We start from the raw sequence: 20,133 nt of genomic DNA, 5'->3' as shown, positions 1-20,133 counted from the left end.
GCCTTACTAAATCAGCTCTGTGGGCCTTCGTTTGACAGTTATCGCTCGACTGCCAGGACACCGCTCGACATGAATGCTGAACAGACGCTCAAGCTCGCCCGCCGTTTCATCGAACTGACGCCCGACAAGCGGCGCCTGTTCCTCAAGGCGTTGCAGGCCGAGGGCATGGACTTTGCCGTGCTGCCGATCCCGGCGGGGGTCGCGGTCGAGGCGCGCGACGGCCTGTCGTACGCGCAGCGGCGCATGTGGTTTCTCTGGCAGCTCGACCCGCAGGGCGCGGCGTACAACCTGCCGATGGCCGTGCGCCTGCAAGGTGAGCTGGACCTGAACGCCCTGCGCCAAGCCTTCGATGGCCTGGTGGCGCGGCATGAAACCCTGCGCACGCGATTCGTCGCCAAAGGCGATGACGTGTGCCAGCAGGTGGAGGCCGTGGCGCCGCCGCTGCAACTGCGCCAGGACGCCCTCGATCACCTTGCGGACGGTGAGCGCGACGCGGCGCTGGAGGCGATTGCTGAAGAAGAAGCGCTGGCACCGTTCGACCTGGCGAGCGGGCCGCTGTTTCGCGTGCGCCTGCTGAAGCTGGCCGAGCAGCAACACGTGCTGCTGCTGACCCTGCACCATATCGTCGCCGACGGCTGGTCGATGAACGTCCTCATCGAAGAGTTTCTGAGCCTCTATGACGCCGCCGTGGCGGGCACCGAGGCTGCGCTGCCGGACCTGCCGATCCAGTACCGCGACTATGCCTTGTGGCAGCGCAGCTGGCTCGAAGCGGGCGAGCAGGAGCGCCAGTTGGCGTACTGGCAGGACAAGCTGGGCGATGACCATTCGCCGCTGGAATTGCCCGTGGACCGGCCGCGTGAAGGCCGCCCGAGCTACCGCGGCGCGCGCCATGCGTTGGCTATTCCGGCAGCGCTCGGCGAGCGCTTGAAGGGCCTGGCCAGGCGTCATAACGTGACCCTGTTCATGGTCCTGCTGGCCGCCTTCAAGCTGCTGTTGCAGCGTTACAGCGGCCAGCCGGCGATCCGCGTCGGCGTGCCCATCGCCAACCGCAACCGCGCCGAAGGCCAGGGCCTGATCGGCTGCTTCATCAACACCCAGGTGCTGCACACCGAGATCGACCCACTGCTGGATGTCGCCGGGCTGCTGCAGCGCGTGCGCGAAACCGCCCTGGGTGCGCAGAGTCACCAGGACCTGCCCTTCGAGCAGCTGGTGGAAGCCCTGGACGTGCCGCGCAACGTGCAGAGCCCGTTGTTCCGCGTGCTGTTCAATCACCAGGCGCAGGTCGCCGACGTCGAGGCCATCGAGACCCGCTCAGGGCTGAGCCTGGCACCGATCACCCTGGAAAAACACAGCGCCCGTTTCGACCTGGCGCTGGACACCCATGAGCGCGGCGGGCAGCTGCACGCCGCCTTCACCTATGCCCTGGATGTGTTCGACGCGGCGACCGTCGAGGTCTTGAGTGAGCAATGGCTTGCCTTGGTCGAGGCGCTCGCGGCCGACACTGCCCAGCCGCTCGGCGAGGTGGCGTTGCCGGGCCTGGCCGAGGCTGTGGCCGGGGAGGCCGAGCAGCCGGGCGAAAGCCTGCTGGTGCATCAGCGCTTTGAACAGGCTGCCCGCGCTTACCCAGCGCGCGCTGCTGTCTTTGCGGCAGGCCAAACGGCCAGCTATGCCGAGCTCGACGCCCAGGCCGAGGCCATCGCCCAGGCGCTGCTCGCTGCGGATGTGCGGCCGGATACCCTGGTTGGCGTGGTCGCCGATCGCAGCGTGGGCATGCTCGCGAGCATCCTCGGGGTGCTCAAGGCCGGCGCCGGCTACCTGCCTCTGGAGCCCGAACAACCTGACGAGCGCCTGGTGTTCATGCTCGCCGACAGTGACACCCGGCTGCTGCTGGCGCCCAGCACCTGGCCGGTCGAGTTGCCCGCCAGCGTGCGCCGTGTGCACTGGGATCAGCTGCCGGGTGAAGTTGGTGCACCGGCGCCTGTCGCCGTGGCGCCGGGCAACCTGGCCTATGTGATCTACACCTCGGGCACCACCGGCCAGCCGAAAGGCGTGGCCGTCAGCCATGCGGCGCTGGCCAACTACGTCGATGGCATTGGCGCGCGCTTGCCGTTGCCCCGTATCGACAGCCTGGCCCAGGTGTCGACGCCAGCGGCCGACCTTGGCCACACGATGCTGTTCGGCGCCCTGTGCAACGGCAAGACCCTGCACCTGCTGCTGCGCGAGCAGGTGCTCGATGCCGAAGGCTTCGCGGGCTACCTCAGCGAGCACCGGGTAGACGCCCTGAAGATGGTGCCGTCGCACCTGGAGGCCATGCTGGTCGCGGGCCGCGCAGCGTTGCCGGGTCAATGCCTGGTGCTGGGCGGTGAGGCCATCAGCGACAGCCTGCTGGCGCGGATCCGCGGCCTGGCCCCGGAGCTGGCGCTGTTCAACCATTACGGCCCGACCGAAACCACGGTCGGTGTGCTGGTCGCCGACCTGCACTATCACGTCACGCTCGGCCAACCCCTGGCCAACAGCCGCGTGCGGGTGCTCGACCAGAGCCTGCAACGGGTACCGGCCAAGGCCAAGGGCGAGCTGTACATCGGTGGGGCCGGCCTGGCCCGTGGCTACCTGGGCCGTGCGGCGCTGACCGCCGAGCGCTTCGTGCCGGACCCGACCAGTGCCCACGGCGAGCGTCTGTACCGCACGGGCGACTGGGTACGCCTGGATGGCGCTGGCGAACTGCGCTTCGCCGGGCGCATGGATGGTCAGGTGAAGATCCGCGGTTACCGGGTCGAGCTGGCCGAGATCGAAAACCAGCTGCGCGTGCTGGCCGGTGTCGCCAATGCCCTGGTCCGTGTCAAAGGCGACGCCGCCGCGCTGCAACTCGCGGCCTACCTGGTGCCGAGCGCGCCTCAGGCTGATCTGCAAGCCTGGCAGGAAAGCCAGCGCGCGATCCTCAAGGCGCGCCTGCCGGAGCACATGCTGCCGACCTACCTGCTGGCCCTGGAGCGCCTGCCGGTCACCGCCAACGGCAAGGTCGACCTCAAGGCATTGCCCGAGCCGGTCGCCAGCAGCGTCGCCTACCAGGCGCCGGTCACACCGCTGCAGCAACAGTTGGCGCAGATCTGGGCCGAGGTGCTGCAGGTCGAGCAGGTCGGCCTGAGCGACAACTTCTTCGCCCTCGGCGGCCACTCGCTGCTGGCGACCCAGGCCGTGTCGCGGGTGCGCAAGCGCCTGGGCCTGGACATCCCGCTGCGCAGCCTGTTCGACACCGTCGACCTGCAGGCCTTCGCCGAGGAGGTGGGCGCCAGTGAACAAGGGCAGGGCCTGGAGATCGAAATCCTCGACCGCCAGCAGCCGCTGCCGGTGTCGCGTTCGCAGAACCGCCAGTGGCTGTTCTGGAAGCTCAACCCCGAGAGCCTCGCCTACAACACGCCGATGGCGGTGCGCATGCACGGCAGCCTCGACCGTGGCGCGCTGCAGGCTGCGCTGGATGCGCTGGTGGCCCGCCACGAATCGCTGCGCACGGTGTTCGTCGAGGCCAACGGCTTGCCGTGGCAGCGCATCCTCCCGGCCGCAGCGGTGCCGATCGGCTTCGAAGACATCAGCGGCCAGGACCAGGCCGCGCAGATGCGCAAGCTGGAAGCACAGGCCTTCGCCCCGTTCGATCTCGAGCACGGGCCGCTGCTGCGCGCGCGCCTGTTCAAGGTCGACGCGCAGGAGCACCTGCTGTCGCTGACCCTGCACCACATCGTCTCCGACGGCTGGTCGATGAGCCTGATGGTGCGCGAGTTCGCCGCCGCCTATAACGCCGCCGCCAGCGGCCAGGTGCAGGCCATCGAGCCGTTGCCGGTGCAGTACGCCGACTTCGCCGCGTGGCAGCGCAAATCGCTCGAAGGCGGCCAGATGCAGGCCCAGATCGACTACTGGAAAGGGCGCCTGGAAGACGACTTCGAGGTGCTCGAACTGCCCGCTGACCGGCTTCGCCCACAGGTCAAGAGCTACCAGGGCAGCCGCTTCGACGTGCGCCTGCCGCTGGCCCTCACCGAACGCCTGCGGGCCATCGCGGTCGCCTCCAACGCCACGCTGTTCCACGTGTTCCTGGCGGCTTACGCGATCGTCCTGGCGCGCTACAGCCGCAAGGACACGATCAACATCGGCGTGCCGGTAACCAACCGCAACCGGCTTGAGCTGGAGGGGCTGATCGGCTTCTTCATCAACGTGGTGGTGGCACGCATCGGCGTCGACGCCAGCCAGCCGTTCCCGCAGCTGCTGGCCGCCCTCAAGGAAACCACCCTGCAGGCCCAGGCCAACAAGGACGTGCCGTTCCTGGAGGTCGCCGAGGCGCTGTACCCGGACCGCGACCAGGGGGTGAACCCGTTCTTCCAGGTGCTCTACAACCACCTGCGTGACCTCGGCGAGCAGGTCTCCAGCGATGCCCTGCACGGGCTGCGGGTCTTTGAGGTGGACCTGCTCGAGCAGTCTGCCCAGTTCGACATCTCGCTGAACACGTTGGAACGCTCCGATGGCGTCACCGCGTCGTTCAACTACTCCACTGATCTGTTCGACGCCGCGCGCATCGAGCGCATGGCCGGCCATTGGCAGGCCTTGCTCGAGGCCATCTGCGCCGCGCCGCAGCGCTGCATCGCCGAGCTCGACTTGCTCGGCACTGCCCAGCGCCAGCAACTGCTGCAGGCCTGGAACCCGGCACCACAGGCTTCCAGCGGTTTGTGCGCCCACCAGTTGATGGAGCGCCAGGCGCGCCTGCGTCCGGATGCCGTGGCGCTGGTGTTCAACGACGAGCAGCTGACCTACGCCGAGCTCGACCAGCGCAGCAACCAGCTGGCCCACCGCCTGCGCGAGCTGGGCGTTGGCCCTGATCGCCTGGTCGGCGTGGCCGTCGAACGCGGGCTGGGCATGGCGCTGGCGCTGATCGCCATCCACAAGGCCGGTGGCGCCTATGTGCCGCTGGACCCGGACTATCCGCAAGAGCGCCTGGCCTACATGGTCGAAGACAGCGGCATCGGCCTGCTGCTGGCCGACCGTGCCTCGCGCCAGCGCTTGCAGGCCGGGCAACAGCTGCCGTACGTCGAAGTCGAGCCCGGCACGCAGTGGCTGCAGGGCTGGTCGGCCGAGCCGCTGCAGAACCTGGCCGGCCCGGACAACCTGGCCTACGTCATCTACACCTCGGGCTCGACCGGCATGCCCAAGGGCGTCGCCATCGCTCACCATGCGCTGTCGGTGTTCTGCCAGGTGGCCAGCGACTACTCGCGCATAAGCTGCGAAGACCGCGTGCTGCAGTTCGCCACGTTCAGCTTCGACGGCTTCATCGAGCAGTTCTTCCCACCTCTGGCTCAAGGCGCCTGCGTGGTCTTGCGCGACCTGCGCCTGTGGGACACCGCCACCTTGCTGGACGAGATCGTCCGCCATCGGGTGACCGTGGCCGACCTGCCGGCCGCCTACTGGCGCCTGCTAGCACTCGAGCGCCGGGCGCCCGAGGCCTACGGCCGCCTGAAACAGATCCACGTCGGCGGCGAAGCCGTGCCCGAGGATGCGCTGCGCGCCTGGCTGGCCGACGGCCCGCCCGCGGTGCGCCTGCTTAACACCTACGGCCCCACCGAGGCCACGGTGGTCGCGACTACCTACGACTGCTCGCAACTGACCGCCGAGCAGATCAGCCTGGTCGGCGTGCCTATCGGTCGCGCGCTGCCGGGGCGCACCCTGTATGCCCTGGACGACGGCCTGGCGCCGACCCCGGTGGGCGTCTCGGGAGAGCTGTTCATCGGCGGCACAGGCGGCCTGGCGCGGGGTTACCACCAGCGCCCATCGCTGACCGCCGAGCGCTTCGTGCCTGACCCGTTCGACCCGGTCGGCGGCGGCCGGTTGTACCGCAGTGGCGACCTCGGCTACTACGACGAGCAGGGCCAACTGGCTTACCGCGGGCGGGCCGACCATCAGGTCAAGGTGCGCGGTTTCCGCATCGAGCTGGGTGAGATCGAACAGGTCCTGCGGGCGCATGGTGATGTCCGTGAAGCCGCGGTGATCGCCATCGACCTGCCCAGCGGCAAGCAACTGTGCGCCTACGTGGTGCCCGCCGAGGGCGCCGTCGACGACCTGCGCGGGGCGCTCAAGCAGTACCTCAAGGCCAGCCTGCCGGACTACATGATCCCGGCCTACCTGGTGAGCCTGGCGAGCATGCCCCTGACACCGAGCGGCAAGCTCGACCGCAAGGCCTTGCCACTGCCCGACCCGAACCAACCGCAGCACGCCTACCAGGCGCCCGAGAGCGAGCTGCAACAGCAGTTGGCGCAGATCTGGGCGCAGCTGCTCGACGTACCCCGGGTCGGCCTCGCCGACAACTTCTTCGAGCTGGGCGGTCACTCCCTGCTGGCGGCGCAGGCGGTCTCGCGGATCAACGTCGAGCTCGGCCTCGACGTGCCACTGCGGCTGATCTTCGCCCACCCCGAACTGCGCGCGTTCGCCCAGGCGTTGGCCGAACAGGGCCTGTCACTGAGTGACGACGGCTTGAGCGATATCGAAAAAATGATGAACGAATTCACAGAGGCCTGACATGGAACTCACTGCAGCACAACGCATTGCACAACGCTTCGTCGGCCTTCCCCTCGAACAGCGCAAGCAGATCCTCGACAAGATGCAGGCCTCCGGGCAGAGCTTCCGCCTGCTGCCGATCGTCCCCGCGCGCCAGGGCCTGACGCGCATCCCGTTGTCGTTCGCCCAGCAGCGCCTGCTGTTTCTCTGGCAGCTGGAGCCGGACAGCTCGTTCTACAACGTGCCGATGGCCGTACGCCTGAACGGCGCGCTCGACCTGAGCCTGCTGCAACAGGCGCTCGACGCCCTGGTGAGCCGGCACGAGTCGCTGCGCACGCGGCTGGTGGCGGAGGAGGGTGAGTTCCATCAAGTCATCCTCGACGCCGACACACTGCCGGTGGAGCGGGTCGAGTTCGCGGACGGGCAGGACCCAGCCGCGTTGAGCGCGGCCGTCGACGCCGAGCTGGCGCGCCCGTTCGACCTGCTCGCCGAGCCCTTGCTGCGGGTCAAGCTGTTGCGTCTGGGCGCCGATCAGTACCTGTTGACCCTGTGCATGCACCACATCATCTCCGATGGCTGGTCGAGCGACCTGCTGGTGCAGGAGTTCATCCAGCTGTACAGCGCCCTGGCCGAAGGCAAGACTGCCGAGTTGCCGGCGCTGCCGATCCAGTATGCCGACTACGCGATCTGGCAGCGCGCCTGGCTGGAAGCCGGCGAAGCCGAGCGCCAACTGGCCTACTGGCAAGCCCAGCTGGGCGACGAGCAGCCGCTGCTGAGCCTGCCGCTGGACCATGAACGGCCGGCCACCCCGAGCTATCGCGGCGCCGTGGTCAAGCTGCAGATCGCCGCCGAACAGGCCGAGGCGCTGCGGGCGCAGGCGCGCAAGGGCGGACAGACCTTGTTCGGCCTGATGCTGGCGGCCATGGCCGTGGTGCTGTCGCGCTACAGCGGCCAGTCCGATATCCGCATCGGCGCACCGAACGCCGGGCGCAACCGTCAGGAGCTGGAGGGCCTGATCGGCTTCTTCATCAACACCCAGGTGCTGCGCGTGCAGGTCGACGAACGCGCGACTTTCGCCGAGCTGCTGGAGCAGGTCAAAGCGGTCATCGGCGGCGCCCAGTCGCATCAGGAGCTGCCGTTCGAGCACCTGGTCGATGCCTTGCTGCCCGAGCGCAACCTGGCGCACAACCCGCTGTTCCAGTTCAAGATCAACCAGCATGTGGCCGGCAGCCAACCGGCGCGCAAACGCCTGGGCTCGCTGGAAGTGGAGAGCTTTGCCCGTGAAGGCGGCGATGCCCGCTTCGACCTGGCCTTCGACTTCTCCGACAAAGCGGACGGCATCGAGGGCTACTTCACCTACGCCACCGACCTCTTCGAAGCGGCCACCATCGAGCGCCTGGCGGCCTCGTTGCGCAAGGTGCTGGAGGTGCTGACCCAGGCCCCCGAGCAACCGATCCTGGCCCACCTCGAAGCCCCCGTCAGCGCGCAGGCCAGCCTGCAACACTACCCGCACAGCGATATCCTCGCCCTCTGGCAGCAGGCCAGGCCGCTGGGCCAGGCCCAGGGTGGCGTGCGTGCCGGCGAGCGCTTCATGACTCAGGCCGGGCTCGAAGCCGAGTCCAACCGCCTGGCCGCGTACCTGCGCCAGCGCGGGGTAGGCGTCGGCAGCATCGTTGCGCTGTGTCAGACGCGTTCGATCGAGTGGGTCACGGCCTTGCTGGCCGTGCTCAAGACCGGCGCCGCCTACCTGCCGCTGGACACCCAGCAACCGCAGGAGCGCCTGCACCAGCTGATTGCCGACAGTGGCGCGGCGGTGCTGCTGCACGAGCCGGGCGACAGCCGTTTCAGTGGCACCCGCGGCCTCGAGGTGATCGCCTTTGACCCGCTCACCTGGACAGGCTGCAGCGCCAGCCCGGTGGCCGTGTTGCTGCACCCCGAGCAGCCCGCCTACCTGATCTACACCTCCGGCTCGACCGGTCAGCCGAAAGGCGTGGTGGTCAGCCACGGCGCCTTGGCCAGCTACGTCCAGGCGGTGCTGGAGCGCCTGCAGTTGCCGGCCGAGGCGAGCATGGCCATGGTCTCCACCACCGCGGCCGACCTTGGCCATACCGTGCTGTTCGGCGCCCTGGCCTCGGGGCGCCTGCTGCACCTGCTGCCGCACGAGTTGGCATTCGATCCGGATGGTTTCGCCGCGTACATGGCGCAGCACCAGGTCGGCGTGCTGAAACTGGTGCCGAGCCATCTGCAGGGCCTGCTGCAAGCTGCGCGTGCGGCCGATGTGCTGCCCGCCCATGCGCTGATCCTGGGCGGCGAAGCGTGCGCCTGGAGTGTGCTGGACAAGGTTCGTCAGCTTCGCCCCGCGTGCCGCGTGATCAACCATTACGGGCCGACCGAAACGACGGTTGGCGTGTTGACCCACGAGCCGCATGAGCGCCTGGCCGGGTGCCGCACGGTGCCGGTCGGTCGGCCGCTGGGCAACGCCTGCAGCCGCGTGCTGGATGCCTACCTCAACCCGCTCGCGCCGCACGTTGCCGGCGAGCTCTACCTCGGTGGCCAAGGCGTCGCCCAGGGTTATCTCGGGCAGCCAGCGCTGACCGCCGAGCGCTTCGTGCCGGCAGCGGACGGTGCTCGCCTGTACCGTACCGGCGACCGTGCCCGCCTCAGCGCCGAAGGCCTGGTCGAATTCATCGGCCGCGCCGATGACCAGGTGAAGATTCGCGGTTACCGGGTCGAGCCGGGCGAAGTCGGCCGGGTGCTCGCCAGCCTCGCCGACGTCAACGACGCCGTGGTCCTCGCGCTGCCGCTCGAAGGTGACAGCGAGCGCCTGCAACTGGTGGCGTATGCCGTGGTTTCAGACGGGGTCACCGTCCCATCGCTGCAAGCGCAACTGCAGGCCTGCCTGCCCGACTACATGGTGCCCGCGCAGATCGTTCTGCTCGAGCGCTTGCCATTGACCGCCAACGGCAAGCTCGACAAGCGCGCCCTGCCAGTCCCGGGTGCCGTCAGCCGGGGCTATGTGGCGCCGGTCGGCGAGATCGAAGAGAAGCTCGCCGCCGTCTGGGCCGATGTGCTCAAGCTGGAGCGGGTCGGCACCGGTGACAACTTCTTCGAGCTGGGCGGCGACTCGATCCTCAGCCTGCAGATCATTGCCCGGGCCAAGCGCCAGGGCATCAAGCTCAGCCCCAAGCAACTGTTCGAGCAGCAGACCATTGCCCAGTTGGCCGCGGTCGCCAAGCGCGTCGAAGCCAAGCCGCCGGCCGCCGCGCCGGTGGACGCCGCGACCCTCGGTGAAGCGGTACTGTTGCCTGCTCAGGCACGCTTCTTCGAAATGGACATCGCCCAGCGCCAGCACTGGAACCAGTCGGTGCTGCTCAAGTCGACCGCGCCATTGCAGGTCGAGCACCTGGAGGCCGCGCTGCGCGCCGTACTCGCCCAGCACGATGCCCTGCGCCTGCGCTTCAGCCACCACGAAGGGCAATGGCAGGCCCGCTTCCAGGTCGCCGACAGCACGCCATTGCTGCGTCAACGCGCCCTGGCCGACCTCGCCGAGCTGGACGCCGCGGGCCAGCAGGTGCAAGCCAGCCTCGACCTCGAGCAGGGCCCGCTGCTGCGCGCCGAGCTGTTCGACATCGCCGGCGGCGAGCAACGGCTGCTGCTGGTGGTCCATCACCTGGTGGTCGATGGCGTGTCCTGGCGGGTGCTGCTGGAAGACCTGCAAGAGGCCTATCAGCAACGTGTGCAGGGCAAGCCTGTGGCGCTGCCGGCCAAGACCAGTTCTGTCAAGACCTGGGCCGAGCGCCTGGTCGCCCACGCCACCCGCCCCGCGCTCGAGGCCCAGGCCGACTACTGGCTGCAGGCCGTCGATCACAGCGCCCCGCAGCTGCCGCGTGACAACCCCCAAGGCAGCCTGGACAACCAGCATGCCCGTACCGCCGCCTCGCGACTGAATGCCGAGCACACCGCCAAGCTGCTCAAACAGGCCCCGGCCGCCTACCGCACGCAGATCAACGACCTGCTGCTGACTGCCCTGGCACGCACCCTGTGCCAGTGGAGCGCGCAGCCCGAGGTGCTGATCCAGCTCGAAGGCCACGGCCGCGAAGACCTCTTCGACGACATCGACCTCAGCCGCACCGTGGGCTGGTTCACCAGCCTGATCCCGGTGCGCCTGGCGCCCCAGGCAGAGCTCGGCCAGTCGATCAAGGCGATCAAGGAGCAACTGCGCGCCGTGCCCGACAAAGGCATCGGCTACGGCCTGTTGCGCTACCGCGGCGCACCGGCGATCCGCGAGCAGCTCGGCCGTGGCGCCCAGGCCCAGGTCACCTTCAACTACCTGGGCCAGTTCGACGGCAGCTTCAGCACCGCCGAGGGCGCGCTGTTCAGCCCCAGCGGCGAGAGCGCCGGCCGCACCCAGTGCGCCGGTGCGCCGCTGGGCAACGACCTGAGCATCACCGGCCAGGTGTATGGCGGTGAGCTGTTCCTGGAATGGACCTACAGCGCAGACGTTTACCAGCCCGCCACTATCGACGGCCTCGCCCAGGCCTTCGAGCAGGCCCTGGCCGACGTGGTCGAGCATTGCTGCCAGGCCGAGCACCAGGGCGTCACGCCTTCGGACTTCCCCCTGGCACGGCTCACCCAAGCCCAGCTGGACAGCCTGCCGCTGGCGGCCGGGCAGATCGACAACCTCTACCCGTTGTCGCCGATGCAGCAAGGCATGCTCTTCCACACCCTCTACGAGCAGCAGGCCGGCAACTACATCAACCAGCTGCGGGTGGACGTCGACGGCCTGGACGTGCAGCGCTTCGAGCAGGCCTGGCAGACCGCGCTCGATGCCCATGACATCCTGCGCAGCGGCTTTGTCTGGCAGGGTGACCTGGAACAGGCAGTACAAGTGGTGCGCAGCACCGTGCAACTGCCGCTGAGCCTGCATGACTGGCGCGGCCAGCCGGCGCTCGAGCAGGCCCTGCAGACCCTGGCCGAAGGCGAGCGGCAACGCGGCTTCGTGCTCGATGAGGCGCCGCTGTTGCGCCTGCAACTGGTGCGCACCGGCGACAGCCGCCATCACCTGATCTACACCAACCACCACATCCTCATGGACGGCTGGAGCACCTCGCGCCTGCTCGGTGAAGTGCTGCAGCGCTACGCCGGCGTCGCCATCCCGGCCCCGGCCAGCCACTACAGCGACTACATCGGCTGGTTGCAAAGCCAGGACGGCGCCGTCGCTGAAACCTTCTGGAAGGGCCAGTTGGCCCACCTCGAGGAACCGACCCGCCTGGCCCAGGCCCTGCGCAGCGGCGCAGAGCACCACGGCAGTGGCTACGGCGAGCAGCGCCTGGCCTTCGACCGCGAGCAGACCGCCCAGCTCGAAGCCTTTGCCCGGGCCAACCGGGTCACGGTCAACACCCTGGTCCAGTCCGCCTGGTTGCTCTTGCTGCAACGCTGCACCGGCCAGGCCAGCGTCTGCTTCGGCGCCACGGTGGCCGGCCGCCCGGTCGACCTGCCGGGCGTGGAAGAGCAGATCGGCCTGTTCATCAACACCCTGCCGGTGATCGGCGCCCCGCGTGCCGAGCAGACGGTGGGCGAGTGGATCGGCCAGGTCCAGGCGACCAACCTGGCGCTGCGCGAGTTCGAGCACACGCCGCTGTACGACGTGCAGCGCTGGGCGGGGCAGGGCGGCGACGCGCTGTTCGACAGCCTGCTGGTGTTCGAGAACTACCCGATCTCCGATGCGCTGCAGCAAGGCGCACCGGCGGGCCTGCGGTTTGGTGACGTCGCGGTACAGGAGCAGACCAACTACCCGCTGACGCTGGTGGTCGAGCTGGGCGCGACCTTGTCGATGCAGTACAGCCACGACCGCAGCGTGTGGAGCGACGCGTCTATTGGCCAACTGGCGGGGCACTTTGCCCAACTGCTGGGTGCGCTGGTTCGGGACGCGGATGCACGGGTGGGTGAATTGCCGCTGTTGGCGCAGGCTGAACAGCAGCTGATCGTGCAGGACTGGAACCGTACCCAGGCCAGTTTCCCTGACCAACGCAGCATTCATCAGCTGATCGAGGCGCAGGTGTTCGCGGCGCCGGATGCACCGGCGCTGGCGTTTGGCGAGCAGACGCTGAGCTATGGCGAGTTGAATCGTCGGGCCAACCAGCTGGCGCACAAGCTGGGTGAGTTGGGTGTCGGGCCGGATGTGCTGGTGGGCATCGCCATGGAGCGCAGCCTGGAGATGGTCATTGGCCTGCTGGGCATCGTGAAGGCCGGCGGTGCCTATGTGCCGCTGGACCCTGAGTACCCGCAGGACCGCCTGAGCTACATGTTCGAAGACAGCGGCATCGCCCTGCTGCTGACCCAGTCCCACCTGCGCGATGCCCTGCCGATCCCGGCGGGCCTGCAGAGCCTGGACCTGGATAGCCAGGATCTGACCGGCTACAGCGACAGCAACCCAGGCGTCGACGTGGCCCCGCTGAACCTCGCTTACGTGATCTACACCTCCGGCTCCACGGGCCGCCCGAAAGGTGCGGGCAACAGCCATCAGGCCTTGGTCAACCGTCTGTGGTGGATGCAGAAAGCCTATGGCCTGGATGCCAGCGACAGCGTGTTGCAGAAGACCCCGTTCAGTTTTGATGTCTCGGTGTGGGAGTTCTTCTGGCCGCTGCTGACCGGTGCTCGCCTGGTCATGGCCCTGCCGGGTGCGCACCGTGATCCGCAACTGCTGGTCGACACCATCAACCAGTACGGCATCAGCACGCTGCACTTCGTACCCTCGATGCTGCAGGCGTTCATGACCCATGAAGCGGTCGAGACGTGCCGCAGCCTCAAACGCGTGGTGTGCAGCGGTGAGGCGCTACCGGCCGAGCTTGCACGCCAGACCTTGGAGCGCTTGCCAGCGGCGGGCCTGTACAACCTGTACGGGCCGACCGAAGCGGCGATCGACGTGACCCATTGGACCTGCCGAGCGGATGAGAGCATCAGCGTGCCGATTGGCCAGCCGATCGACAACGTCAAGACCCATATCCTCGAGGGTAGCTTGCAGCCGGCGGTGCTTGGCAGTGCTGGCGAGCTGTACTTGGGTGGGGTGGGGCTTGCTCGCGGCTATCACCAGCGACCGTCGTTGACTGCCGAGCGGTTCGTGCCGGATCCGTTCGACGACCAGGGCGGTCGTCTGTATCGCACGGGCGACCTGGCGCGGTACAGCGCCGATGGCGTGATCGACTACGCCGGGCGGATTGACCACCAGGTGAAGATCCGCGGTCTGCGTATCGAACTGGGCGAAATCGAGGCACGGCTGCTGGAGCTGCCGAGTGTGCAGGAGGCGGTGGTGCTGGCTTTGGACGGGCCAAGCGGCAAGCAGCTAGTGGCTTATGTAGTGCCAGCAGAGATCGCCGACGCGCCAACCCAACTGCGCGAAAACCTGCGCGAAGCACTGAAAGCCGGCCTGCCGGACTACATGGTACCGGCGCACCTGCTGCTGCTCGACAAACTGCCGGTTACGCCGAATGGCAAGCTGGATCGCAAGGCCTTGCCGGCGCCGGATGCCAGCCTGTTGCAGGGTGAATACGTTGCGCCGCAGAGCGAACTGGAACAGCAGATTGCGGCGATCTGGGCCGATGTGCTGAAGCTGGAGAAGGTTGGGCTGACGGACAACTTCTTCGCGCTGGGTGGGCATTCGTTGTTGGCCACCTCGGTGATCGCCCGGATTCAAGAGCAGCTCGGGATAGCCGCGGCGCTCAAGGACCTCTTCGAGTTCCCGGCGCTGGGCGACTTCAGTCGTGAAATTGCAGGCAAAAAACAGTCTTTCGATCCGGCTCAGGACGAGTTGGCTAAATCCTTGGCAGTGCTCAACCGTCTTACTACGGAGGAAATTGAAGACCTGATTTCTTAGGAGAGTCCCTGTGCAAGAGCTGCTCGATACAGTCGTATCGTTGTCCACCCCAAAACGTAAGGCACTGGCAGCCTTGCTCAAGAAACAAGGCGTGAACCTCTACGGGGTCACGCCGATCTTCACCCGGGATTCTGCAGAGCCGCTGCTGCTCTCCTACGCGCAGCAACGGTTGTGGATCCTTTCACAGCTGGGGGAGGTGGGTTCGGCCTACAGCCTCTCCTCAGTCCTGCGCTTCAAGGGACACCTGGATATCGCTGCCCTGCAGGGCAGCTTCGAGGCAGTGATTGCCCGCCACGAAACGCTGCGCACCACCTTCCGACTGGAGGGGGAGCAAGCGGTGCAGGTGATCCACCCACAGATTTCTTTCGAGTTGCCCGTCGAGGCGTTTGAGCAGACTGACGATGCCAGTCTGCGTGCCCGTGTGCAGGCCGAGGCCCAGCGGCCATTCGACCTGGAGCTGGGCCCACTGCTGCGCGCGCGCCTGCTGCGTCTGGCGGCGGACGAGCATGTCCTGGTGCTGACCCTGCACCACATCGTTACCGATGGCTGGTCGATGCCAGTGATGATCAATGAGCTGGTTCAGCTCTATGCAGCTCACACCCACGGTATTGACACTCAGTTGCCGGCCTTACCGATCCAGTATGCCGACTACGCGATCTGGCAGCGCAACTGGATGGAGGCCGGTGAGCAGGAGCGGCAACTGGCTTACTGGACCGCGCAACTGAGCGATGAGCACCCCGTGCTGGAACTGCCGATCGACCGACCACACCCCGCAGTGCCGAGCCATCAAGGCGCACGGCAGACGATCGACCTCGGAGAGCAACTGGTCAGCGCTTTGAAACAGCTGGCCCAGCATCAAGGCGTGACCCCGTTCATGGTCCTGCTGGCCAGTTTCCAGGCTTTGCTGCACCGTTACTCGGGGCAGGCGGATATCCGTGTCGGCGTGCCGATCGCCAACCGCAACCGAGTCGAAACCGAAGGGCTGATCGGCTTCTTCGTCAACACCCAGGTGCTGCGCGCCGAGCTCGACCCGCTGATGACCTTCAGTGCCCTGTTGCAGCAGGTCAAGCCGCGGGCGTTGGGCGCGCAGGCCCACCAGGACTTGCCCTTCGAGCAACTGGTCGAGGCGTTGCAGGTGGAGCGTAACCTGAGCCACAGCCCGCTGTTCCAGGTGATGTACAACCACCAGACCCAGGCCAAAGGCGAGCGTGGCAGCCTGCCGGGGCTGGAGATGGAGGAGCTGGCGTGGGACAGCCAGACTGCCAAGTTCGACCTGACCCTGGACACGTTTGAAAATGAACAGGGGATCGGCGCCGCGCTGACCTATGCCACTGACCTGTTCGACGCCTCGACTATTGAGCGCATGGCGCGGCATTGGTTGAATTTGCTGGAAGGGATTGTTCGTCAGCCTGAGCAGCGCGTGGCTGACTTGCCGCTGCTGAGCCAGGACGAGCAACATCTGATCGTGCGGGATTGGAACCGCACGCAGGCGAATTTCCCCGGCGAGCGCAGCATTCACCAACTGATCGAAGCCCAGGTCGAAGCGTCCCCGGATGCGCCAGCGCTGGTGTTTGGCGAGCAGACGCTCAGCTATGGCGAGTTGAATCGCCGGGCCAACCAATTGGCGCACAAGCTGGGTGAGTTGGGCGTGGGGCCGGATGTGCTGGTGGGCATCGCCATGGAGCGCAGCCTGGAGATGGTCATTGGCCTGCTGGGCATTCTCAAGGCCGGCGGCGCCTACGTGCCGCTTGACCCTGAGTACCCGCAAGACCGCCTCAGCTACATGTTCGAAGACAGCGGAATCGCCCTGTTGCTGACCCAGTCCCACCTGCGCGACGCGCTGCCGATCCCGGCGGGCCTGCACACCCTGGACCTGGATACCGGGAACCTGACCGGCTACAGCGACAGCAACCCAGGCGTCGACGTGGCTCCGCTGAACCTCGCCTACGTGATCTACACCTCTGGCTCCACCGGCCGCCCGAAAGGCGCGGGCAACAGCCATCAAGCTTTGGTCAACCGTCTGTGGTGGATGCAGAAGGCCTATAGCCTAGACGGCACCGACAGCGTGCTGCAGAAGACTCCGTTCAGCTTTGACGTGTCGGTGTGGGAGTTCTTCTGGCCGCTGCTGACTGGCGCTCGCCTGGTCATAGCGCAGCCCGGTGCGCACCGTGATCCGCAATTGTTGGTCGACACCATTAACCAGTACGGCATCAGCACGCTGCACTTCGTGCCCTCGATGCTGCAGGCGTTCATGACCCACGACGCGGTCGAGACGTGCCGCAGCCTCAAGCGCGTGGTGTGCAGCGGTGAGGCGCTGCCGGCCGAGCTGGCGCGTCAGACCCTGGAGCGTTTGCCGGCGGCGGGGCTTTACAACTTGTACGGGCCGACCGAAGCGGCGATCGACGTGACCCATTGGACCTGCCGTGCGGATGAGCGCATCAGCGTGCCGATTGGTCAGCCGATCGACAACCTCAAAACCCATATCCTCGAAGGCGGCCTGCAACCCGTAATACGCGGAAGTGCTGGCGAGCTGTACCTGGGCGGGGTGGGGCTTGCTCGCGGGTACCATCAGCGGCCGTCTCTGACCGCCGAGCGCTTCGTGCCGGATCCGTTTAGCGAAAACGGCGGGCGTCTGTACCGCACAGGTGACCTGGCGCGTTACAGCGCCGAAGGCGTGATCGACTACGCCGGGCGTATCGACCACCAGGTGAAGATCCGCGGCTTGCGTATCGAGTTGGGTGAAATTGAGGCGCGACTGCTGGAGTTGCCAAGCGTGCAGGAGGCCGTGGTACTGGCTGTTGACGTGCCGAGTGGCAAGCAGCTTGTGGGTTATGTGGTGCCTGCCGATGCCACCGTGGTCGACCATGCTAATGCGCAAACCCAACTGCGCGATAACCTACGCGAAGCGTTAAAGGCCGGCTTGCCTGAGTACATGGTGCCGGCGCACTTGCTGCTGCTCGGCAAGCTGCCGGTGACACCGAACGGCAAGCTCGACCGCAAGGCGTTGCCACAGCCTGATGGCAACGAGTTACTAACTGAGTACATCGCCCCCCAGACTGAACTCGAACAGCAGATTTCGGTGATCTGGGCAGATGTACTCAAACTGGAAAAAGTCGGTTTGACCGACAACTTCTTCATGTTGGGTGGTCACTCTCTGCTGGCTGTCCAGGTGATCTCTCGGATTCGTCGGACGCTTAGTATTGATCTGCAGTTGCTCAGCCTCTTCGAGGCACGCACGCTGGCCGAATTCGCAAAGTGCGCGGAGCTGGCTACCCGGGCCCTGGAAACACTGATCGAGCGAATTTCACGGGATCAGCCGCTGGCGCTTTCCTATGCCCAGCAGCGGCAATGGTTCTTGTGGCAATGGGAGCCGACCAGCGCGATCTACAACATCCCTGCAGCGCTGTTGCTCAAGGGGAAATTGAATATTGCGGCCCTGAAGCAAAGCTTCGAGGCTTTGATCGCCCGTCATGAGACGTTGCGCAGCACTTTCCGCATGGAAGGGGAGCAGGCGGTCCAGGTGGTCCATCAGCAGTTGCCCTTTGAGTTGGTATTGGAAGCTTCGGAACAGGTTGAGGAGGGCAGTCTTCGTGCACGTGTTCAAGCTGAAGGACAGCTTCCGTTCGATCTGGAAAATGGCCCGATGTTGCGGGTCCGCTTGCTACGTCTGGCTGCAGATGAACATGTCCTGATACTGACCGTGCACCACATCGTCTCCGACGGTTGGTCGATGCCGGTAATGGTCAATGAGCTGGTGCGATTCTATGAAGGCTATAGCCAGGGGCTCGAGGTTGGACTCCCGCCCTTGCCGATCCAGTACGCCGACTACGCGATCTGGCAGCGCAGGTGGATGGAGGCCGGTGAGCAGGAGCGGCAACTGGCTTACTGGACCGCGCAACTGGGCGACGAACAGCCAGTGCTTGAGCTACCGATCGACCGTCCACGCCCTGCAGTGGCCAGCCATCGTGGCACCCGGCAGACGATCAGCCTTGGTGAGCAACTGGTCAGCGCTTTGAAACAGTTGGCCCAGCAACAAGGCATGACCCCGTTCATGGTCCTGCTGGCCAGTTTCCAGGCCTTGCTGCACCGTTACTCGGGGCAAGCGGATATCCGTGTCGGCGTGCCGATCGCCAACCGCAACCGGGTCGAAACCGAAGGGCTGATCGGCTTCTTCGTCAACACCCAGGTGCTGCGCGCCGAGTTCGATCCGCAGATGACCTTCAGCGGTCTGTTGCAGCAGGTCAAACAGCGGGTGTTGGGTTCGCAAGCCCATCAGGACTTGCCATTCGAGCAACTGGTTGAGGCGCTGCAGGTGGAGCGTAACCCCAGCCACAGTCCATTGTTCCAAGTAATGTACAACCATCAAACTCAGGCCATAGGCGAGCGCCGAACCTTGCCGGGTCTGGAGATTGAGGAGCTGGCATGGGACAGCCAGACCGCCAAGTTCGATCTGACCCTGGACACGTTCGAACACGAGCAGGGCATTAGTGCCGCGCTGACCTATGCCACTGACCTGTTCGATGCTTCAACCATTGAACGCATGGTGCGGCATTGGCTGAACTTGCTGGAAGGTATTGTTCGCCAGCCTGAGCAGCGCGTGGCTGACTTGCCGCTGTTGAGCCAAGACGAGCAGAACTCGATTCTGCAGGACTGGAACCGTACCCGGACGAGCTTCCCGGACGCACGCAGCATCCATCAACTGATCGAGGCGCAGGTAGCCGGGGCTCCCGATGCAACGGCTCTGGTGTTTGGCGAACAGGCGCTGAGCTATGGCGAGTTGAACCGCCGGGCGAACCAACTGGCGCACAAGCTGGCTGAGCTGGGCGTGGGGCCGGATGTGCTGGTCGGCATCGCCATGGAGCGAAGTCTGGAGATGGTCGTTGGGCTGTTGGGCATTCTCAAGGCTGGCGGCGCCTATGTACCGTTGGACCCGGAGTACCCGCAGGATCGCCTCGCTTACATGTTCGAAGACAGCGGTATCAAGTTGCTGCTGACCCAGGCGCACCTGCGTGATGCACTGCCGATCCCTGCGGGCATTCACTGCCTTGAACTGGACGAGCAGAGCCTGGCCGGTTACAGCGAAGCCAACCCCGCCATCGAAATATCGCCGCAGAATCTCGCCTACGTGATCTACACCTCTGGCTCCACTGGCAAGCCGAAGGGCACGCTGCTGCCACACCACAACGTGGTCCGGTTGTTCGCGGCAACCCAGGACTGGTTCCACTTCGACGCGAGCGACGTATGGACGGTGTTCCATTCCTACGCGTTCGATTTCTCGGTGTGGGAGCTGTTCGGTGCTTTGGTGTATGGCGGCAAGGCGGTGATGGTGCCTAGGGACGTGGCGCGTTCTCCGGAAGACTTCCATGCGCTGTTGATTCGTGAGCAGGTAACGGTGCTGAACCAGACGCCATCGGCGTTCCGCCAGCTCGTTCCGATCGCCTGCGAAGGCGCGTGCGACGGCAATCGCCTGGCGCTACGTCACGTGGTATTCGGCGGTGAAGCTCTGGATGTAAGCAGCCTTAAGCCCTGGTTCGAGGTGTTCGGTGACGAGCAGCCACGCTTGATCAACATGTACGGGATCACCGAGACCACCGTGCACGTGACCTACCGGCCGATCACCTTGGACGATCTGCACAAAAGTGCAAGCAGCCCGATTGGGGAGGTGATCCCGGACCTGTCGTGGTATCTGCTAGAGGGAGCGTTGAATCCGAACGTTCCAGGTACCCATG

Annotated in this window: 3 protein-coding genes; all 3 read left to right on the top strand. The window is 66.0% G+C overall.

Going from position 1 to position 20,133, the window contains the following annotated elements:
• Positions 1-69 precede the first annotated feature (69 nt).
• Positions 70-6,552: a non-ribosomal peptide synthetase gene (locus CCOS865_RS12255; RefSeq protein ID WP_119141106.1), complete on the top strand. Its 6,483-nt coding sequence runs from the start codon at positions 70-72 to the stop codon at positions 6,550-6,552.
• A gap of 1 nt (position 6,553) precedes the next feature.
• A complete protein-coding gene (locus tag CCOS865_RS12250) occupies positions 6,554-14,404 on the top strand; it encodes a non-ribosomal peptide synthetase (protein WP_119141104.1) in 7,851 nt (2,616 codons plus the stop codon).
• A gap of 10 nt (positions 14,405-14,414) precedes the next feature.
• On the top strand, positions 14,415-20,133 hold a 5,719-nt coding region (locus CCOS865_RS12245; protein ID WP_119141101.1), incomplete at its 3' end, for a non-ribosomal peptide synthetase.

Source organism: Pseudomonas reidholzensis, from assembly GCF_900536025.1.
In the GTDB taxonomy this organism is placed as follows: Bacteria; Pseudomonadota; Gammaproteobacteria; order Pseudomonadales; family Pseudomonadaceae; genus Aquipseudomonas; species Aquipseudomonas reidholzensis.
The sequence above is the reverse complement of the archived record's forward strand: the minus strand, read 5'-3'. Positions and strand labels throughout refer to the sequence as shown.

What these genes read in the sequence shown, in the direction of transcription:
- CCOS865_RS12255 (WP_119141106.1), top strand. Translation starts at nt 70, where the DNA reads ATGAATGCTGAACAGACGCTCAAGCTCGCCCGCCGTTTCATCGAACTG.
- CCOS865_RS12250 (WP_119141104.1), top strand. Translation starts at nt 6,554, where the DNA reads ATGGAACTCACTGCAGCACAACGCATTGCACAACGCTTCGTCGGCCTT.